The sequence below is a fragment of the Nitrospirota bacterium genome (genome assembly GCA_016212215.1).
Lineage (GTDB): Bacteria > Nitrospirota > 9FT-COMBO-42-15 > HDB-SIOI813 > HDB-SIOI813 > JACRGV01.
The window spans coordinates 1-16463 of sequence record JACRGV010000114.1; the positions used below are offsets into that span (position 1 = coordinate 1).

General features: G+C 43.2%; 16 protein-coding genes. 3 read left to right on the top strand and 13 right to left on the bottom strand.

Annotation, left to right across the window (positions count from 1 at the left end):
• Positions 1-241: 241 nt before the first annotated feature.
• The 8 genes from HZA08_10120 to mraZ all read right to left on the bottom strand — a co-directional run bounded on the left by HZA08_10120 (position 242) and on the right by mraZ (position 9994).
• Positions 242-1591 carry a UDP-N-acetylmuramoyl-L-alanine--D-glutamate ligase gene (locus tag HZA08_10120; protein ID MBI5193780.1) on the bottom strand — a complete coding sequence of 450 codons (1350 nt, stop codon included), beginning with the start codon at positions 1589-1591 and terminating at the stop codon, positions 242-244.
• Positions 1592-1731: 140 nt separating this feature from the next.
• Positions 1732-2808, bottom strand: coding sequence for a phospho-N-acetylmuramoyl-pentapeptide-transferase (locus HZA08_10125; GenBank protein ID MBI5193781.1), 1077 nt, complete (start codon positions 2806-2808; stop codon positions 1732-1734).
• Between the two features lie 99 nt (positions 2809-2907).
• Positions 2908-4341 carry a UDP-N-acetylmuramoyl-tripeptide--D-alanyl-D-alanine ligase gene (locus HZA08_10130; GenBank protein ID MBI5193782.1) on the bottom strand — a complete coding sequence of 478 codons (1434 nt, stop codon included), beginning with the start codon at positions 4339-4341 and terminating at the stop codon, positions 2908-2910.
• A 44-nt stretch (positions 4342-4385) separates the two neighbouring features.
• Positions 4386-5879, bottom strand: coding sequence for a UDP-N-acetylmuramoyl-L-alanyl-D-glutamate--2,6-diaminopimelate ligase (locus HZA08_10135; protein MBI5193783.1), 1494 nt, complete (start codon positions 5877-5879; stop codon positions 4386-4388).
• A 154-nt stretch (positions 5880-6033) separates the two neighbouring features.
• Positions 6034-7779, bottom strand: a complete 1746-nt coding sequence (locus tag HZA08_10140) for a penicillin-binding protein 2 (GenBank protein ID MBI5193784.1) — start codon at positions 7777-7779, stop codon at positions 6034-6036.
• Between the two features lie 133 nt (positions 7780-7912).
• Positions 7913-8266 (bottom strand): cell division protein FtsL, encoded by a 354-nt coding sequence (ftsL, locus tag HZA08_10145; GenBank protein ID MBI5193785.1) that lies wholly within the window; start codon positions 8264-8266, stop codon positions 7913-7915.
• 259 nt (positions 8267-8525) lie between these two features.
• The gene (gene rsmH / locus HZA08_10150; protein ID MBI5193786.1) at positions 8526-9461 is read right to left on the bottom strand and encodes a 16S rRNA (cytosine(1402)-N(4))-methyltransferase RsmH; all 936 of its coding nucleotides are present in this window, start codon (positions 9459-9461) and stop codon (positions 8526-8528) included.
• An 89-nt stretch (positions 9462-9550) separates the two neighbouring features.
• On the bottom strand, positions 9551-9994 hold the full coding sequence (mraZ, locus tag HZA08_10155; GenBank protein ID MBI5193787.1) for a division/cell wall cluster transcriptional repressor MraZ: 444 nt from the start codon (positions 9992-9994) through the stop codon (positions 9551-9553).
• A 329-nt stretch (positions 9995-10323) separates the two neighbouring features.
• Here mraZ and HZA08_10160 point away from each other — a divergent pair, with 329 nt between their 5' ends.
• Positions 10324-10605 (top strand): hypothetical protein, encoded by a 282-nt coding sequence (locus HZA08_10160; GenBank protein ID MBI5193788.1) that lies wholly within the window; start codon positions 10324-10326, stop codon positions 10603-10605.
• A gap of 159 nt (positions 10606-10764) precedes the next feature.
• Complete coding sequence (guaB, locus tag HZA08_10165) at positions 10765-12237, top strand: IMP dehydrogenase (GenBank protein ID MBI5193789.1); 1473 nt, start codon at positions 10765-10767, stop codon at positions 12235-12237.
• 19 nt (positions 12238-12256) lie between these two features.
• On the opposite strand, the gene HZA08_10170 is transcribed toward guaB, so the two are convergent.
• Positions 12257-12607 carry a VOC family protein gene (locus HZA08_10170; protein MBI5193790.1) on the bottom strand — a complete coding sequence of 117 codons (351 nt, stop codon included), beginning with the start codon at positions 12605-12607 and terminating at the stop codon, positions 12257-12259.
• A 136-nt stretch (positions 12608-12743) separates the two neighbouring features.
• Here HZA08_10170 and HZA08_10175 point away from each other — a divergent pair, with 136 nt between their 5' ends.
• Positions 12744-13325 carry a PEP-CTERM sorting domain-containing protein gene (locus HZA08_10175; protein MBI5193791.1) on the top strand — a complete coding sequence of 194 codons (582 nt, stop codon included), beginning with the start codon at positions 12744-12746 and terminating at the stop codon, positions 13323-13325.
• Positions 13326-13360: 35 nt separating this feature from the next.
• Here the strand turns inward: HZA08_10175 and HZA08_10180 are convergent, their stop codons facing one another.
• The 4 genes from HZA08_10180 to HZA08_10195 are packed head-to-tail and all read right to left on the bottom strand — an operon-like array spanning position 13361 to position 16112.
• Complete coding sequence (locus tag HZA08_10180; protein ID MBI5193792.1) at positions 13361-14107, bottom strand: hypothetical protein; 747 nt, start codon at positions 14105-14107, stop codon at positions 13361-13363.
• Between the two features lie 45 nt (positions 14108-14152).
• The gene (locus HZA08_10185) at positions 14153-14506 is read right to left on the bottom strand and encodes a hypothetical protein (protein ID MBI5193793.1); all 354 of its coding nucleotides are present in this window, start codon (positions 14504-14506) and stop codon (positions 14153-14155) included.
• Positions 14476-15585 carry a hypothetical protein gene (locus HZA08_10190; protein ID MBI5193794.1) on the bottom strand — a complete coding sequence of 370 codons (1110 nt, stop codon included), beginning with the start codon at positions 15583-15585 and terminating at the stop codon, positions 14476-14478. Before HZA08_10190 ends, HZA08_10185 begins: the two co-directional genes overlap by 31 nt.
• Positions 15582-16112, bottom strand: a complete 531-nt coding sequence (locus HZA08_10195) for a hypothetical protein (protein ID MBI5193795.1) — start codon at positions 16110-16112, stop codon at positions 15582-15584. The genes HZA08_10190 and HZA08_10195 overlap by 4 nt, the downstream gene beginning before the upstream one ends.
• Positions 16113-16463 lie beyond the last annotated feature (351 nt).

The window sequence follows — 16463 nt, forward strand, 5'->3', positions numbered from 1 at the left end:
CCCCCTTGAACAAAGGGGGGGATTGCCGTTGGCCATTGAGCACCAAAGGAACTTTCCCCCCCTTAACAAGGGGGGGCTTGGGGGGGTGGTTTTCATCCTCCTTTGTGAAACCTCCGTTTCATGACAGTTCATCCGAAAATCCCCTCCGGCGGGGTAAGAAAACCCCGCCTATCCATTTCTATGAGGATAGGCGGGACATTCTTGTCCCGCTGATTTTCATGCACCTTTGTGAATCATAAGCTCATGAATGTTTCCTTACTATCTCCTTGAATCTTCTTCCTCTGTCTTCAAAATTCTTAAACATATCAAAGCTTGCACATGCAGGGGACAACAGTACAACGTCCCCTTTTTCAGAGCTTCTCCGGGCAATATCCACTGCCTCTTCAAGCGAATCTGCGTATACTGTCTCTGCCGCCTGTCCTAATGCTGATTTTATCTTTTCTCTTGCTTCTCCTATCAGGATAAGTTTTTTTACCTTATCTTTAATCAGGGGTCTTAGAGGAGTGAAATCACCGGCCTTGTCCCTGCCGCCTGCAATCAACAATACAGGCTCACTAAATCCTTCGATAGATTTCATTACAGCCCCGACATTGGTACCCTTTGAATCGTTTATATATTTTACGCCATTCAGCTCTCTTACAAATTCCAGCCTGTGTTCAAGTCCTTTAAACTCTTTTAAGGTATTTGCAATAATCTCCGGACTGCATCCCCATAATAGCGCTGCGGCAACAGCAGCCATTGAATTTTCCAGATTGTGAACACCCTTTATTGCTATACCGGATACTTCACATATTACACCGGTATGATTTTCTATTGAAGAAACCACTTTCCCGTTATCAACATATACCCCATTCTCAACCTTGCTCTTCCTGCTGAATGTAACCACCTTACCTTTTGTTCTGCTATTGAATCCCCTGCTCCAGTATTCATCGCTGTTTATTATTGAAAAATCACTGTTACCCTGATTTTCAAATATCCTGAATTTTGCATCTTCATACTCCTTCATGCTGTGGTATCTGTCTAAATGATCCGGTGAAATATTGAGCAGGATTGAAATCTGAGGTTTGAATTTTTCTATTGTCTCTAACTGGAAACTGCTGAGTTCAGCCACAATACAACTGTACTTACCACCGGAAAGTACATATTCAGAAAGGGGAGTCCCAAGATTGCCTCCAACAAATACACTATCTCCTTTGGCCTTTATAATCTCTCCAATCAGGGTTGTTGTAGTTGACTTACCATTTGACCCAGTGACCGCAATTAAAGGTGCATTAAGGAAATCATAAGCAAGCTCCGCCTCCCCGATAACCCTTATGCCGTTGGACTTAGCCTCTGTAATCTGCAGCATGTCTGCCGGAACTCCGGGACTCAGGACTATCAAGTCTGAGGATAAAAATGTTTCATTGCTGTGAAAACCGGCATCAATCTTCACCCCCTGATTTACCAGTTCTTTTGCATCATCCGGCAATGCATCAAACAGCCTCCTGTCTGTAGCCGTAACTATAGCCCCTTCCCGCATCAGCAGACGAGACGCCGCCAAACCGCTCTTACCGAGACCGACAACAAGGGTTTTTTTGTTTCTAAAGTTCATAATTCATAACCCCATCCCCACCCTAACCCTCCCCTTGAAGGGGAGGGAATAATCTGGAGTAGTACCTCTTTTCTAACTTCTAACATCTAACGTCTTACCTCTTACTTCTGACTTCTGACTTCTTGCTCCTTCCCTCGCCTTCACCTCAGCTTCAACGTACTCAGCGCCACCAGCCCAAGTATTATTGATATAATCCAGAATCTTACAATTATCTTTGGTTCCTGCCATCCTTTTAATTCATAGTGATGATGCAGGGGAGCCATTAAGAATATCCTCTTCTTATTTATTTTATAAGAGGCAACCTGAGTTATTACTGATACAGTCTCAAGTACAAATATGCCTCCAACTATTACCAGTAATAATTCATTCTTGGATATTACTGCAACAGAGCCTAATAAGGCGCCAAGCGGTAAAGAGCCGACGTCTCCCATAAATACAGATGCCGGATATGTGTTAAACCACAGAAATCCTAGACTTGCCCCGAATACTGAGCCGCATAATACTGCAAGTTCTCCTGAACCGTTAATGAACGGTATAAGAAGATAGTTTGCAATCTTTACATGTCCTGCTGCATAAGTAATAATAATAAATACAAGTGTTGAAACAATTACAGGGCCTATGGCCAGGCCGTCCAGACCGTCTGTCAGGTTTACTGCATTTGATGTCCCGACTATAATAAAAACCACAAACAGTATATAGAACCATCCGAGGTCAGGATGAACATTTTTCAGAAAAGGAACACTTAACTTTGTGGAATACGCAGGCAGATAGTATAGTACACCGGCTACCACTGAGGCAACAATTATCTGTAATGTAAACTTGTATCTGCCGGAAAGACCGTCGTTCTTTTTTTTTACTACCTTCAGGTAATCATCAATAAATCCTATCGCCCCAAAACCTACAAGCACAAATAATACAAGCCATACGTATATATTTTTCAGATCTGCCCATGCAATCGTTGCAAACAGAACCGTCATTATTATAAGCACACCGCCCATCGTAGGAGTCCCTTTCTTTGCAAGGTGATGAGCCGGCCCTTCATCCCTTATATATTGCCCAATCTGATATTTTTTAAGAGACTCTATCATGTATGGTCCTATAATAAGGCATAATATCAATGCAGACAGCATTGCATAAATAGTCCGCAGGGTAATATACCTGAAGACATTGAAAAACGTATTGTACTCATGCAGTGAATATAAAAAATGATAAATCATATTTCTCGAAAATCCTGTCAAGTAAGCAGTAAGCGGTTAGCAGTAAGCAGGTAAAACCTGCCTTAACTACTCACTGTTTACTGCTTACTATTTTCATCATCAATTCAGAGTCTCTTTTAAGCCTTCAACAATCCTTTCCATCTTCATCCCTCTTGAGCCTTTGACCAGCAGGACATCTCCTCTGTTCAACCATTGCCTTATCCTGTCAAGGGTCTCTGCATAATCATTGAATGTGAGTATCCTGTTCTCGCTCATGCCTGCTGCTGCTGCGCCGTCTGCAATATATGCGGCAAGTTCTCCAACAGCGATTAAACCATCAATGCCTGCGTTACCTATATATTTACCGAGGTCCTGATGTGCCCTTTCAGTATTCTCTCCGAGTTCAAGCATATCCCCAAGCACCACAAACTTCTGTTTTCCCTCTTTGATATTCTTTAGCATATCTATGGCGGCTACCATTGATGCGGGGTTTGCATTATAGGTATCGTTTATAATAAATATCCCGCCGACCTTTTCTAAAGTGCTTCTCATCTTTACCGGGGTAAATCTTTCAAGCCCTTGTTTTATGTCATCAAGCTTTGCCCCAAGTCCATAAGCAGCAGCAGCAGCACATAGTGCATTATAAAGATTGTGTGTGCCGATTACATTCAGCTTAATCTCAGTTTTTCCCAGAGGGCATATCAACGTAAAAGTAGTATTATCCAGTGATTTAAAGTTCGGGGAATTATCTGTGTATTCCGTGTAGACATCCGAGGATGAGGACATGCCGAAACTTACTATCTTACCTGCAGACTTTGCCTTAAAAACATCAAAGAATGTATCGTCCATGTTTAATATACTCACCCCGTCAGGTTTTATAAAATCGAGTATCTCTCCCTTTGCCTCAGCAACATTTTCTATTCTTCCAAGCTTTTCAAGATGGCTCGGGCCTATATTAGTAATTACAGCAGATGTCGGTTTCGTAATATGACACAGCCGCGTAAGTTCACCTTTGTCACTGATACCCATTTCAATTACAGCCATCTGATGTGATGGATTGAGTTTGAAAAGTGTCAGTGGAACACCAATGTGATTATTCAGGTTCCCCTCATTTTTTAAAACAGACCTGCTGCAGCTAAGTATATTCCACAACATCTCCTTTGTTGTTGTCTTACCGTTGCTGCCTGTAATCCCGATTATAGGAATAGTAAATTTATCCCTGTAATATCCTGCTGTTTCCTGTAGTGCATTAATCGTATCCTTAACAATGATTACAGCCCTGTTTGTGTATGCCCCTGAGATGAGGGAATCAGTCATCAGGTGTCCTTCCTGAACTACAAGGCATGAGGCACCCTTCTTTATCACATCGCTCAAGAAGTCGTGGCCGTCAAACTTATCCCCCTTGATGGCAAAGAATAAGTCACCCTCTTTCATAGTACGGGAATCTATTGACACACCTGAGACGGATTGCTTCCCTTCTCCTGAATGTAATCTCCCGGCGGTTGCCTTTATTATTTCTTCAATAGTTAACATTCTTACCTGGAAAAACCCCATCCCCACCCTAACCCTCCCCTTGAAGGGGAGGGAATTCTAACTTCTTACTTCTTGCTCTGCCTCATCGCTGCAAGGGCCTCTTCTCTGTCATCAAAATGTATCTTTTTATTTCCAACAATCTGGTAGTTCTCATGGCCCTTTCCTGCGATAACCACGAGGTCGCCCTTTTCTGCTTTATTGACAGCCTCTCCTATTGCAGACCTTCTGTCCGGGATTATTTTGTATGCTGATGCCCTCTGACTACCGGCATTTATTGTATCATTAATTCCGGTCTCTATCTCCTCTATAATCTTCAGAGGGTCTTCTGTGCGCGGGTTGTCGGAGGTTACGATTACATAATCGCTCAGTTCTATGGCGGCCTTTCCCATCAAGGGTCTTTTTCCCCTGTCCCTGTCCCCGCCGCACCCGAATACTGTAATTATCCTGCCGGGTGTAAATTGGGCGGCTGCCTCAAGTAGTAATCTCAGTGCATTCTCTGTATGTGCATAATCAACTACAGCATAAAATCCCATCCCGCTGTCCAGTTTTTCAAACCTGCCTGTTACAGAGGAAAGAGAGTGTATGCCTGATACAATCTTTTCCGGAAGAATATTGCATGAGATAGCAGCCCCGATTGCAGCAAGGATATTATAAACATTGTATATCCCGACAAGCCCCGATTTAATTGGGATTATACCTGCCGGTGTTATGGCATCGAATTCTATGCCGTCCATTGTGAGGTTAATACTTTCAGCCTTAATGTCAGCATCAGTATTGATCCCATAAGAGAAGAAAGGACATTTAATCATGCCTGTCAACCGCTTTCCATAAGGGTCATCTATGTTTATAACAGCCCTTTTATCTGTCCCCATACCTGAAAATAAAGCCGCCTTTGCCATAAAATAATCTTCCATATCCGAGTGAAAATCAAGATGGTCCTGCGTCAGGTTAGTAAATACCGCAACTTCAAATTCAGTTCCATAAACCCGCTTTAAGGATAATGCATGAGAAGAAACCTCTGACACAGCAAACCTGCAGCCATTGTCTGCCATATCCCTCAGCAGCTTCTGGAATTCCAATGCCTCAGGTGTAGTATGGCTTGCAGAGGCAACTGTATTACCTGTTGAGTAGGAAACCGTTCCTATAAGACCTGTCTTATAACCTGATGCTTCCATAATTGATTTAATCAGGTGTGTGGTGGTTGTTTTACCATTAGTCCCTGTAACCCCGATTATTTTCAGGTTGTTTGATGGTGTCCTATAATAATTAATCGCAATCCGGGAAATTGCCTCCCTGCTGTCGGAGACAGTCAGTACCGGTATGGAAATATTTCTAACAGGGCCGGCATAAGTATCTTCTATGACCAGGGCCGCTGCCCCTTTATTTATCACGTCGTTAATGTACTTATGTCCGTCAGTCTGAAAGCCCTTGATAGCAACAAACAGGGTACCGGCGGACACCGTTCTGGAATCACAGGTGACAGAGGTTATGTCTATATTAATATCACCTGTTATGGTTTTGATTTCTATACCTTTTATTAATTCCGGTAACTTCAACAGGACATCTCCATAGCTCACCCTCCCCCTGACCCCCTCCCGTCAAGGGAGGGGGAAATATCGTAGAACCCTTCCCTTGAAGGGGAGGGAATCTGCATTTCTAAATTCTTCCATCTTCCATCTTGCTTCTTGCTTCTTACTTCTTGCTTCTAACTTCTTACTTCTGCTCCCCATTCTCCGCCATTATCGTTATCTTTTCCCGTTTCTCCGGCTCTATGTGCAGGTATTCGAGTGACTGTTCTGCGACTTTTTTAAATACCGGGGCTGCTACACTGCCTCCCCATGCAACACCCTTAGGCTCATCTATAATAACGAGGATTGCTATCTCCGGTGCCTCTGCAGGGACAAACCCCACAAAGGAACTAATAAAACGGTTACTTGAATACCTGCCGGTGGCAGGGTCTATCTTCTGGGCGGTCCCTGTCTTGCCTGCAACAGAGAAGCCGGTTAAGTCTGCAAGTTTTCCAGTGCCGTCAGGACCGACTACTTCTTTCAGCATATCCGTCATTTTTTTACTTGCTGTATTGGAAATCACCCTTCTGATAATCTCAGGTTTTATGGTTCCTGTATTTCCGTGGTTGTCTATTATTCCGGATACAATATGCGGCCTCACAAGCCATCCGCCATTGGCGATTGCAGATATGGCAGTAATAAGTTGAATCGGGGTTATACCGACCTCCTGGCCAATGGATACAGTAACAAGGGAACGCCCTGACCATGTTGAAGGATCTCTTATGATACCTCTTACCTCTCCGGGAAGGTCTATGCCGGTCTTATCCCCGAATCCGAATGCCTTTGCATATTTATAAAGCCTGTCTTTCCCAAGCCTGATCCCTATTTTGGCTGTTCCTACGTTACTGGAATGTGCAATAACCTCTTTAAATGTCATAGCCCGTCCTGTCGGGTGCGGGTCGTGTATTGTCCCGCCTCCGTAAGAAAGGCTTCCGCTTCCATCATGGACGATTTCATTGGGTGAAAGCACTCCTTCTTCGAGTGCAGCCGATGCCACAACGAGCTTGAAGGTTGAACCAGGTTCATAAACATCTGTAATAGCCCTGTTTCGCCACTGTCCTGATTTGTATTCTTCAGGGTCATTCGGATTAAAACGGGGGTACACAGACATGGCAAGGATTTCACCTGTGTAAGGATTCATCACAATGCCCACGCCTCCTGCGGCATTATGTTCCGTAACTCCTGCAACAAGCTCTTTTTCCATTGCATGTTGAATTACCTCATCCATAGTAAGAATAAGGTCATTGCCCTTCTGCGGCTCCCTGATGGTATTCTCTAAAACAGCCCTCCTCCGTGCATCCCTTTCTAAAACTATTGAACCCTTTCTGCCGCGGAGATATTTCTCATAATATTTTTCTACACCTTCGATACCATTGTTATCTATATCAGTAAAACCGATAATATGCCCTGAAAGTTCACGCTTGGGATAGAACCTTTTGGTCTCCGGCATAATACCAATACCTTTAAGATTCATCTCTTCAATCTTATTAATTACATCAGGGGGCATTCGCCTCCTTAACCAGACAAACTGCCTGTTATTATCTAATTTTTTTACGAGTGTCTGGGTATCCATTTCAACCTCTGCAGAAATCTTTTTTGCTAATAGTGCGGGATTTTCAATAGCAGCCGGTACTCCGTAGACAGACGGCATATCGAGATTTACAGCCAATTCCCGCATTGCCCTATCATAAATTACACCCCTCTTCCCTTCAACATCAATTTGCGAACGATGCTGGCGATCGGCCTTCAATGCAAGGGCTTCACCTTCATAAAGTTGTAACCATGCCAGCCTGACAATTACAGCAAAGAAACCAAGTAATATGGCCCCTGCAATTATGCTGAACCGTCTCCATTTGATCCTTGCAAATTTATCTTCATTAATTTGTCTCAAAGCTTCCTCATTGAAAATTCATCCGAGGATAACCCATCCCCACCCTAACCCTCCCATTGAAGGGGAGGGGATCTGCTTTTCATGCCTCTAATTTCTAACCTCTTGCTTCTAACTTCTTACTTCTGCTGACTTCTCACTGCTTACTATACTTATCCATCTTCACCTGAGAGAGGGTAACATTTTCCTGAGTATCTGCTTTAGCTTGGGCCGTAGCGGCCTTATTACTTTCTTCATCCATAACCAGTACAATCTGATTATCCGCCGGCATCTTCATTTCAAGATAGGATGTTGCTATTTTTTCTATCCTCTCCATAGATGTCAGTGCTGCCTTTTCTATTAAAAGGCTGTTGTGTATCTGTTCAAGGTGCTTCTTCTCCTTCTTTAATGACTCAAGTTCATAACCCATCCTCATAACATACGACCGCTGAAACGTGTAAACAGCCAGTACAATAATGATTAAAACCAGAAAACGTGAAATTAGCCGCATCGTAATCCTCCTTAAAAAAAGTTATATTTATCCGAGAATAACCCCATCCCCACCCACCGATTACTACTTCGGGGGCAAGCTCTGACCCTCCCCTTGAAGGGGAGGGAATGGCTCGACAAGCTCACCATGACACGGGAATGTGACCCTGAGTTTGTCAAAGGGTTTGCTTTTCTTACTTCTTACCTCTTACTTCTTACCTCTTACTTCTTGCTTCTTACTTCTTGCTTCTGCCTTCTGCCTTCTGCTCTATGCTCACCGCTTAGATCTTCTCCGCTACCCTCAGCTTTGCACTTCTTGACCTTGGATTAGCCGCAATTTCTGCATCAGAGGGAACAACAGGTTTACGCGTTAGGATACTTAACTTGCTCTTCATCCCGCAAACGCAGTAAGGGATACGCGGGGGACAGATACATGGTTTTTCCAAATTCCTGAATGTATTTTTTACAATCCTGTCCTCAAGAGAATGAAAAGAGATAATACATATCCTGCCGCCTGATTTAAGATAACCCACAGCATCCCTGATAATTTTATCCAATCCTTCCAGTTCATTGTTTACAGCTATCCTCAATGCCTGGAATGTCTTTGTTGCAGGGTGAATCCTCCCGAATCTGTAAGACGGGGGTACTGCTGACCGGACAATATCTGCTAACTTTGAAGTAGAAGTAATGGCCTCCTTATCCCTTTCGCGAATGAGGGCATGAACAATATTCCTTGCATATCGTTCTTCCCCATAGACCGTTATGATTTTTATGAGCTTCTCAGCATTAAGATTATTTACGAGGTCAGCCGCAGTGGTATTCATCCTCCTGTCCATGCGCATGTCGAGCGGACTATCCTCTCTGAAACTAAAGCCCCTTTCCTGCGAATCAATCTGAATCGAGGAAAGCCCCAGATCAAACACCATTCCATCCACCTCACTAATGCCTGAATTTTCTAATGTTGCCTTAAAAGAGGGAAAACCTTCATGCACCAGAGTTACTCTGTTGGAAAATGCTTGTAGATTCTCTGAGGCTATTTCAATCGCCTGCTCATCCCAGTCAAAACCAATCAGCCTGTTTTCCGGAGAAGACGCCAGTATTTCTTTTGCATGACCGCCTGCACCGACAGTAAAATCAACATATATCCCCGGGCGGCTGCATCGTAAAAAATCTTTTACTTCATTTAATAAAACAGGTGTGTGCTTTGGTTCATCCACATTGCACTCGAAAACCCCATCCCCACCCTAACCCTCCCCTTGAAGGGGAGGGAATTGTGAGAATCCCTCTAACCGCTATCCACTGTCTTCTAAATTCCCAGCTCTGCCAGCCTATTTGCAATACTCTTAGGATCAAAGGCGGTCATGGTCTGTTCCCATAGCTGTGGATTCCAGATTTCTATTTTGCCGTTTGGGCCGCCTGTAATAAGCACCTCTTTATTCAGAGAGGCATATTCCCTCAGCCTCGGTGGTATAAGTATCCTGCCCTGATTGTCTAATGAACAATCTTCTGCTGAGGAAAAAAAATATCTGCTGAATGCCTTAACAACCGCATCCTGTGATGATGCCTTCTGGATCTTTGCTTCAAGGTCTGCCCAACCAGCCGGTGTATACGCAACAATACATTTATCAGTAAGCTCATTTGTCAGTATTAACCGGCCCTCATGTTCTACAACAAGGATCTCCCTGAACCTGGCTGGAATACTGAGCCGGCCTTTTGAGTCAATTGTATGTTGAAAGCTCCCACGAAACATGGAAGTATACGACCCTCACCCACCGTTTACCCTATTAAGCCACTTTGCCCCACTTCATCCCACAAGACTTCACAAGTATACACGAAGAGAAATGCTTGTCAAGGGGGGAAAATACTTAATTTATAAGGGGTTACAAGAGAGATGCCATTGTTTATAACTATCCACTATGTTGTGGAAAATTAAGGCCAGACTTCTATATATTGTATTAAGCAGATATTTTTATACACCATTTTATTATTATCTTTAATCCGGAATAGTTCTATGTTAATATTGCACTGTTTTTTTATTTCCAAAATAACTTAACATATCCAAAAAAAGGAGGGGGTATTATGTCAGAAAAGATGAATCATGAAGAGTTTGTAAAAAAGGCAATCGTAAGTCTGAGAAAAGAGGGTTATAAAGGTATTCATACTGTCTACTCCGGATTTAATCAGGCATTCAAAAAATATTTTGAAGGAGAAGATCCGATAACCGTTACAACAAATCTTGCAAAAGATGGGAAGATAGTAGTAAGGCCGGTAAAAGGCGGGGTAATGATTTACCTGCCTGAAGAGGCGCCTGCCGGTCAGGCTGATAAGGGTGAAGATGCATTGAAGAAGATGGGGCTTTAAGAGGAAGGAAGGCAGAAGCAAGAAGTCAGAAGCAAGAAGAAAGATACAGAAAATAGAAGATAAGTATACTTGACTGCTTTCTTGCTATTCTGTTAACATCTTCTCCTGAATTTTAAGATAAATGAGGTTATTCATAAGTAATTCCGGGAGGTTTCTATAATGTTAAATCAAGACATGGAAGAAGGGTTGACATTTGACGATGTAATACTGATTCCAATGAGGGCGGACATACATCCCAAGGACGTTGACCCAAGTACTCAGTTCACAAAAAACATCAGGCTGAATATACCTATAGTTAGCGCTGCTATGGATACGGTGACTGAGGCAAGGCTTGCAATTGCTATGGCACGGGAAGGCGGTATGGGGATAATACACCGTGCACTGCCTCCTGAAAAACAGGCATTGGAAGTAGAGATGGTAAAGAAGTCAGAGAGCGGCATGATAATGCGGCCTATTACAATCTCTCCTGATAAAAAGTTATATGAAGCCCTTGAGATAATGAAGAGCTATAGGATTTCAGGTATACCTGTGACTGAGGCAGGGAGACTAGTCGGGATACTTACTAACAGGGACATCCGGTTTGAGAAGCGGCTTGACCTCAAAGTATCTGAGATTATGACAAAGGAAAATCTGATTACTGCTTCTGTCGGTATTGCACTCGAAGATGCTAAAGATATACTACAGAAAAACAAGATAGAAAAACTGCCGGTAGTAGATGAGAACTTTCATCTTAAAGGTCTTATCACTATAAAGGATATAGAAAAAAAGATTCAGTATCCCAACACCTGCTCTGACCAGATGGGACGCTTGAGAGTCGGCGCTGCTGTGGGAGTTGGAGACGAGGAGAGAAAGAGGGTTGAGGCCCTTGTAAATGTTGGGGTTGATGTGATTGTTGTGGATACAGCACACGGCCATTCTTACCGTGTACTTGAGATGGTTGAGTATATTAAGAAGACTCATCCTGACATGAATATCGTAGCCGGAAATATTGCCACTGCTGATGCTGCAAAGGACCTTATAACTGCCGGAGTTGACGGGGTAAAAGTAGGCGTCGGCCCGGGTTCGATATGCACAACAAGGGTTGTGTCGGGTGCCGGGATGCCTCAGCTTACAGCAATATCAAGGGTCTCAGAGATTGCAAAAAGATACGGCATACCTGTTATTGCTGACGGCGGTATTAAATATTCAGGCGATATCTCAAAGGCAATAGCCGCTGGGGCTGATGTGGTGATGTTAGGCGGACTCTTTGCAGGGACAGAGGAAAGCCCCGGAGAGGTAGTGCTTCTGCAGGGAAGAAGTTATAAGGTCTATCGAGGAATGGGTTCATTAGGTGCAATGGAGAGGGGCGGCAGGGACAGATACTTCCAAGAAGGTGAGAAGAATGAAAAGAAACTCGTTCCGGAAGGTATTGAAGGAAGGGTACCGTTTAAGGGAACTCTCTCTGCTGTGCTGTATCAGCTCGTCGGCGGACTAAGAGCCGGCATGGGCTACTCCGGATGCAGCAATATACCGGAGATGAAGGAAAAGGCACGATTCATACGTGTTACATCCGCGGGATACAGAGAAGGCCATGTGCATGATGTGATAATTACAAAAGAAGCCCCTAATTATCATCTGGAAGGGGAAGTTTAGCAGTCTACATTTACAATTTTTAATGCCTCTCAATCAATTCAATCTCATACCTGTCAGGGGCATCAATAAAGCAGAAGCGGCTGCCGGATGAAGTAACTGTGGGGCCGTCAGTAATCTTAACCCCTTTCTGACGAAGTCCCGCTATGGTCTCGTCAAGGTCATCTACCTCAAATGCAAGGTGTATCAGGTCTTCCTGCACCTCCACCCTGCCGCTTCCAGTAAAAGAACATAGTTCAATCAGCTCGTCACTGTTCGGAACCCTGAGAAATGCCAGTTCCGACCCGCGGGGCGAGCGTCTCCGCTCTACTACTTCCAATCCAAGTACATCCACATAAAACCTTATAGTCTCTTCCATATCATTCACCCGCATACGGGTGTGAAGTAGTTTCTTTATCTTTATTGTTTTCACCTAACAATACCCCCCTACAACTGGCAATGATCTTGCATATAATTTTGTATTATATCAATCATCTATAACCAAAATTACTTTTAAGGAAAAAACAACTATGTGTAAAATAAAACTTCATTCATCACTCTCCATCCTAAGAAACGTTTTTGTATTCTTGTTTCTAATAATCACAGTATTTCAAGCAAGATCCGTCTATGCTTTTACAATAGATATAATCACATTTAATCCCTCTCTTTTCGAAGTCAGTATCAATTATATTCAAGAAAGTGATCAGAATAAGGTCTATACTGTGGATCCTGAACATGGGACAGTAACATTCGGTGATGGTGAGCCTGGGGATAGACTTCCTGTAGATTCCGGTGGAATAATAGGATCATATAGTCGTGGCGGGGGTGCATCCGGTAACGTGCCGGATGGGATTTTTAATACATACATGATTCCACCCGATTTTTCTCCTTTTCCATTACCGGAGTCTTTTTTCTCAGTCTATCATAACGGTAAAACAGACTTTAGCTTCGTTCTTTCAGGCCTTTCATCTATAGAACTTAAAATTACAGGTAGCAGCATGTGGATTACTAATGTGACGCCTGCGCCTGAACCGGCAACCTTCATACTGATGCTCGCAGGTCTCGCCTGCATGGCGTTCTTCGTGCACATTAGGCACATTAGGAGAATATGAAACCGGTTCTTTATTTATAAGACCGCAAATCACCTTCATTTAATAAACCGCTGATACCGGATTGACCTGCGGGCCTTTCCTCCTTTGATCTTTATCTCTAAACGTTTCGCAGCCTTCTTATCACCTTTCATGGAATAGGTCTCATGCTGTTGTGTCTCAGGGTCAAAGAAGCCTATGTAGCCTCCGGGATTTATGCCGAATGATGTTAGTGTTTTTCCGTTGTAGATTCTGCCGAGGAAGTCGTTTCTGCCGCCTGCCTCCTCGCTCCCTGTAAAATAGAGGGGCAGCAGGAAATTGGAGACTTCCACATCATCTATCTTGTAGGTCTCGGATTGTACTGCATCACACATCTCATACCAGTGGAACATATATCTCTTGGGATTCTCAGGGTGAGGCCCCTGCACAAGCAGATTTACCTCAGGGTCGCCGATAAGTTCAAGTGCCTCATGTGAAAGTGTGACTGTCCAGTTCTCCTTTAACTGCTTTGAAAGCTCGGTGAATACAAAACCATACGGAATGCCCCGGTTATTGGTATCATGATAGCCAAGTGCACCATCCACATCAACCTTGTCCCAGAGGTAGATAACAGCATCCCCACGCATATCTGAAATACCCTGCTTCTGAGGCTTCTTACCGCTCCTGCCTTCAAGTCTCAGCTCTGCACCGAGACTCCAGTACGGCTCAAAGTCCTCCGCAATCTGCCTGTTAATCGCCCTGATTGCAAACTGCAGCTCCTCATCACTCACCTGCCCGTTTGTGTGATTAATGATTGAAATGATCATCTTACTTTCTCCTTTCCCGGGATTCCCCGATTAAACGCATCATGGTCAGAAGGCGGGTACTGGTAATGGTGGATTTGCCATATCACAATTCAAAACAATATCATTTGTCTGACCCCTTTTTATCTCTACCTGGCCACAATTGACGATTGCATTCTTAACACTAATATTATAACTACCTGTTTTGAGATACTTACATTCTCCTGAATCCAAATAAACATCAGACGCCTCATCATCATCTTCGTCAGACACTGTCAGGGGAATGGCTTTTTCTCCGGTTGAGAGGTTGAGGCAAAGCTTACCAACAGCGGAAGTAATATGTGGAGGCTTAAGCCCCCATGGAAGACCTTCCTTCTCAAAGAAATTTTTTATTACATAAATATAGTTTTTCGTATTCCCCATAATATCCCCCACAAAAAGGTAACAGCGCTCCAGAAAAATGCCAGACGATAGTTGTAATACATGTATTCGAGATAGGTAGGCTTAATATCCCTCTCGAAATCCTTTGGGCCAATCTTTACATTCTTCACATCACCTACAAAACTCAGATCAATTCCGCTTCCTATCCGGATCTCCACCACCCTTCCATCTATTCCTTCAAGGTAAAGGAGATCTCCTTCATTCAAATTTATAGTCTTATTGTCTAAATCGTGTAAAGTCAGGACTCCCTCACTAATTGTTGATTCATGGAGATATTCACCTGGTTTTGCAGATACTTCTTTTGCAAAAGACATAATACCGTTAACATAAAGGTTGTGCAAAATCAATGGGGTATCTGAATGTGCCTTAAAATGAGTAGATACACCAATATTTCCAACGGCATTGAATTGTACTGTTTCCGGTTCATTACCAATACCGTTATATTTCTTTTTAATGCTTTTACCTTTTGCAGACCCCTCTTCCCATACCAGCAAGGCAGGATAGTTTGATACATCAAACTGACCTTGCAATTCCGAGCCTTTAAAATATATATGAATAGACGGGTAATTTCTAATGCTCTCCAACGCCAGTACCCCATTTTCTCCAAAAGTTAAATTATTGAGATATGCATTTCCTTCGTTGAGCTGAATATACAGATTGTTATTATCCCCCTTAACATTAAGGGGAAGGTGCGGGCCATCAATACTCATTAAGCGGTCTATCCTGTCTATAGCCAAATTAGTGTTATCAGCAGCAAAGGATTTTGCCAGGGTGAGACTGACAGCCTCACTTTTTATCTTTAGTATGACACCTGTTTTACTTACCCGAAAACTCCATAGCAGCCCGATAACAACAAGGCACAATATGCCAATAATTAGAGCCCATATCCACTCATTTGAAGGTGGAGAAGGTATGGCATCAAGGAGCTTTGTATAGGCGTCAAGCCGCTGAAGATTTTCACTCACATCCTTGCCAGGTTTTTCAAGTAGATCGGAGGCAGCCTTTCTTATTTCCTCATCACGTTTTTCCTTAATATGATGGTACAACTCCTTATTCTTCATAGAGAACCTTTAACACTTACCCGAATACGTTTAATAGGTAAATAGCCTCTATTCAGTTCTTTTGCTCTGACTTCCAATATGGCCTTTGCAGGAAGCCCTTCCGGGAGTGTTATCGTAATGGGATTACCGGCAGAAACCGACGGACTGAGATTAACCTTCTCCCATTTAGGCGTTGCACCTTGTTCTCCTTCCACGTAATAACTCCACTTCACCTCAACAACATCTACTGCGCACCGGATAACTAAATTTACCGGATCAGATGGTTGACCCGCCGAATCTTTCCCCTTTTGAGAAACACGTAACGGGATAAATGTCCGGTCATCTTCATTGCCAATCCAGCCTAATATCCCGATATCATTAACCCTCAAACCTACCGGATGAAGAACCTCTTCAAGCGGCCAAATCAGCGGTCGGTCAGGAGGAAGTACTGTATCCATCCGATAATAGCTCCTCAAATACAATGCAACCGCACGAACATTAACAGGCGACTTTGTTTTAATACCTGTATCCTTAACAGATATCTCCATAGAAGCATCAGATTTCGGATCAAAGAGAATCTTTCCCTTAAGCAATGAAACAAACTATATACTTTTTGCTCCGACAGGCATCTTATATAAGCCCTCACAACGATCGCCCCGAAGCATATAACCAGCCTTACCGGGAACAGGATATATCCCTTTATCGCAAAGGTTGCTATTTGCTGATACATAAGACCCTTGCATGAAAGAGACTAATACAAGTAATATACTTATTAAAGCAGATGAGGTTTTAAAAGGCATCTATTATCTCTCCTTTATGATAGAAAATAAAGATTAAAGAAACGAGCTGTTTTTGGCGTATCCGCTGAAACGATTTGTCAGGGTTCATAGGTAACAATG

Bases quoted from the DNA above. Each gene is read 5' to 3' on its own strand.
- guaB (MBI5193789.1), top strand. From the start codon at position 10,765: ATGTTAAATCAAGACATGGAAGAAGGGTTGACATTTGACGATGTAATA.
- HZA08_10185 (MBI5193793.1), bottom strand. From the start codon at position 14,506: ATGGGGAATACGAAAAACTATATTTATGTAATAAAAAATTTCTTTGAG.
- HZA08_10170 (MBI5193790.1), bottom strand. From the start codon at position 12,607: ATGCGGGTGAATGATATGGAAGAGACTATAAGGTTTTATGTGGATGTA.
- HZA08_10120 (MBI5193780.1), bottom strand. From the start codon at position 1,591: ATGAACTTTAGAAACAAAAAAACCCTTGTTGTCGGTCTCGGTAAGAGC.
- mraZ (MBI5193787.1), bottom strand. From the start codon at position 9,994: ATGTTTCGTGGGAGCTTTCAACATACAATTGACTCAAAAGGCCGGCTC.
- HZA08_10175 (MBI5193791.1), top strand. From the start codon at position 12,744: ATGTGTAAAATAAAACTTCATTCATCACTCTCCATCCTAAGAAACGTT.
- HZA08_10160 (MBI5193788.1), top strand. From the start codon at position 10,324: ATGTCAGAAAAGATGAATCATGAAGAGTTTGTAAAAAAGGCAATCGTA.
- HZA08_10130 (MBI5193782.1), bottom strand. From the start codon at position 4,341: ATGGGGTTTTTCCAGGTAAGAATGTTAACTATTGAAGAAATAATAAAG.
- HZA08_10125 (MBI5193781.1), bottom strand. From the start codon at position 2,808: ATGATTTATCATTTTTTATATTCACTGCATGAGTACAATACGTTTTTC.
- HZA08_10190 (MBI5193794.1), bottom strand. From the start codon at position 15,585: ATGAAGAATAAGGAGTTGTACCATCATATTAAGGAAAAACGTGATGAG.
- ftsL (MBI5193785.1), bottom strand. From the start codon at position 8,266: ATGCGGCTAATTTCACGTTTTCTGGTTTTAATCATTATTGTACTGGCT.
- HZA08_10180 (MBI5193792.1), bottom strand. From the start codon at position 14,107: ATGATCATTTCAATCATTAATCACACAAACGGGCAGGTGAGTGATGAG.
- HZA08_10195 (MBI5193795.1), bottom strand. From the start codon at position 16,112: ATGGAGATATCTGTTAAGGATACAGGTATTAAAACAAAGTCGCCTGTT.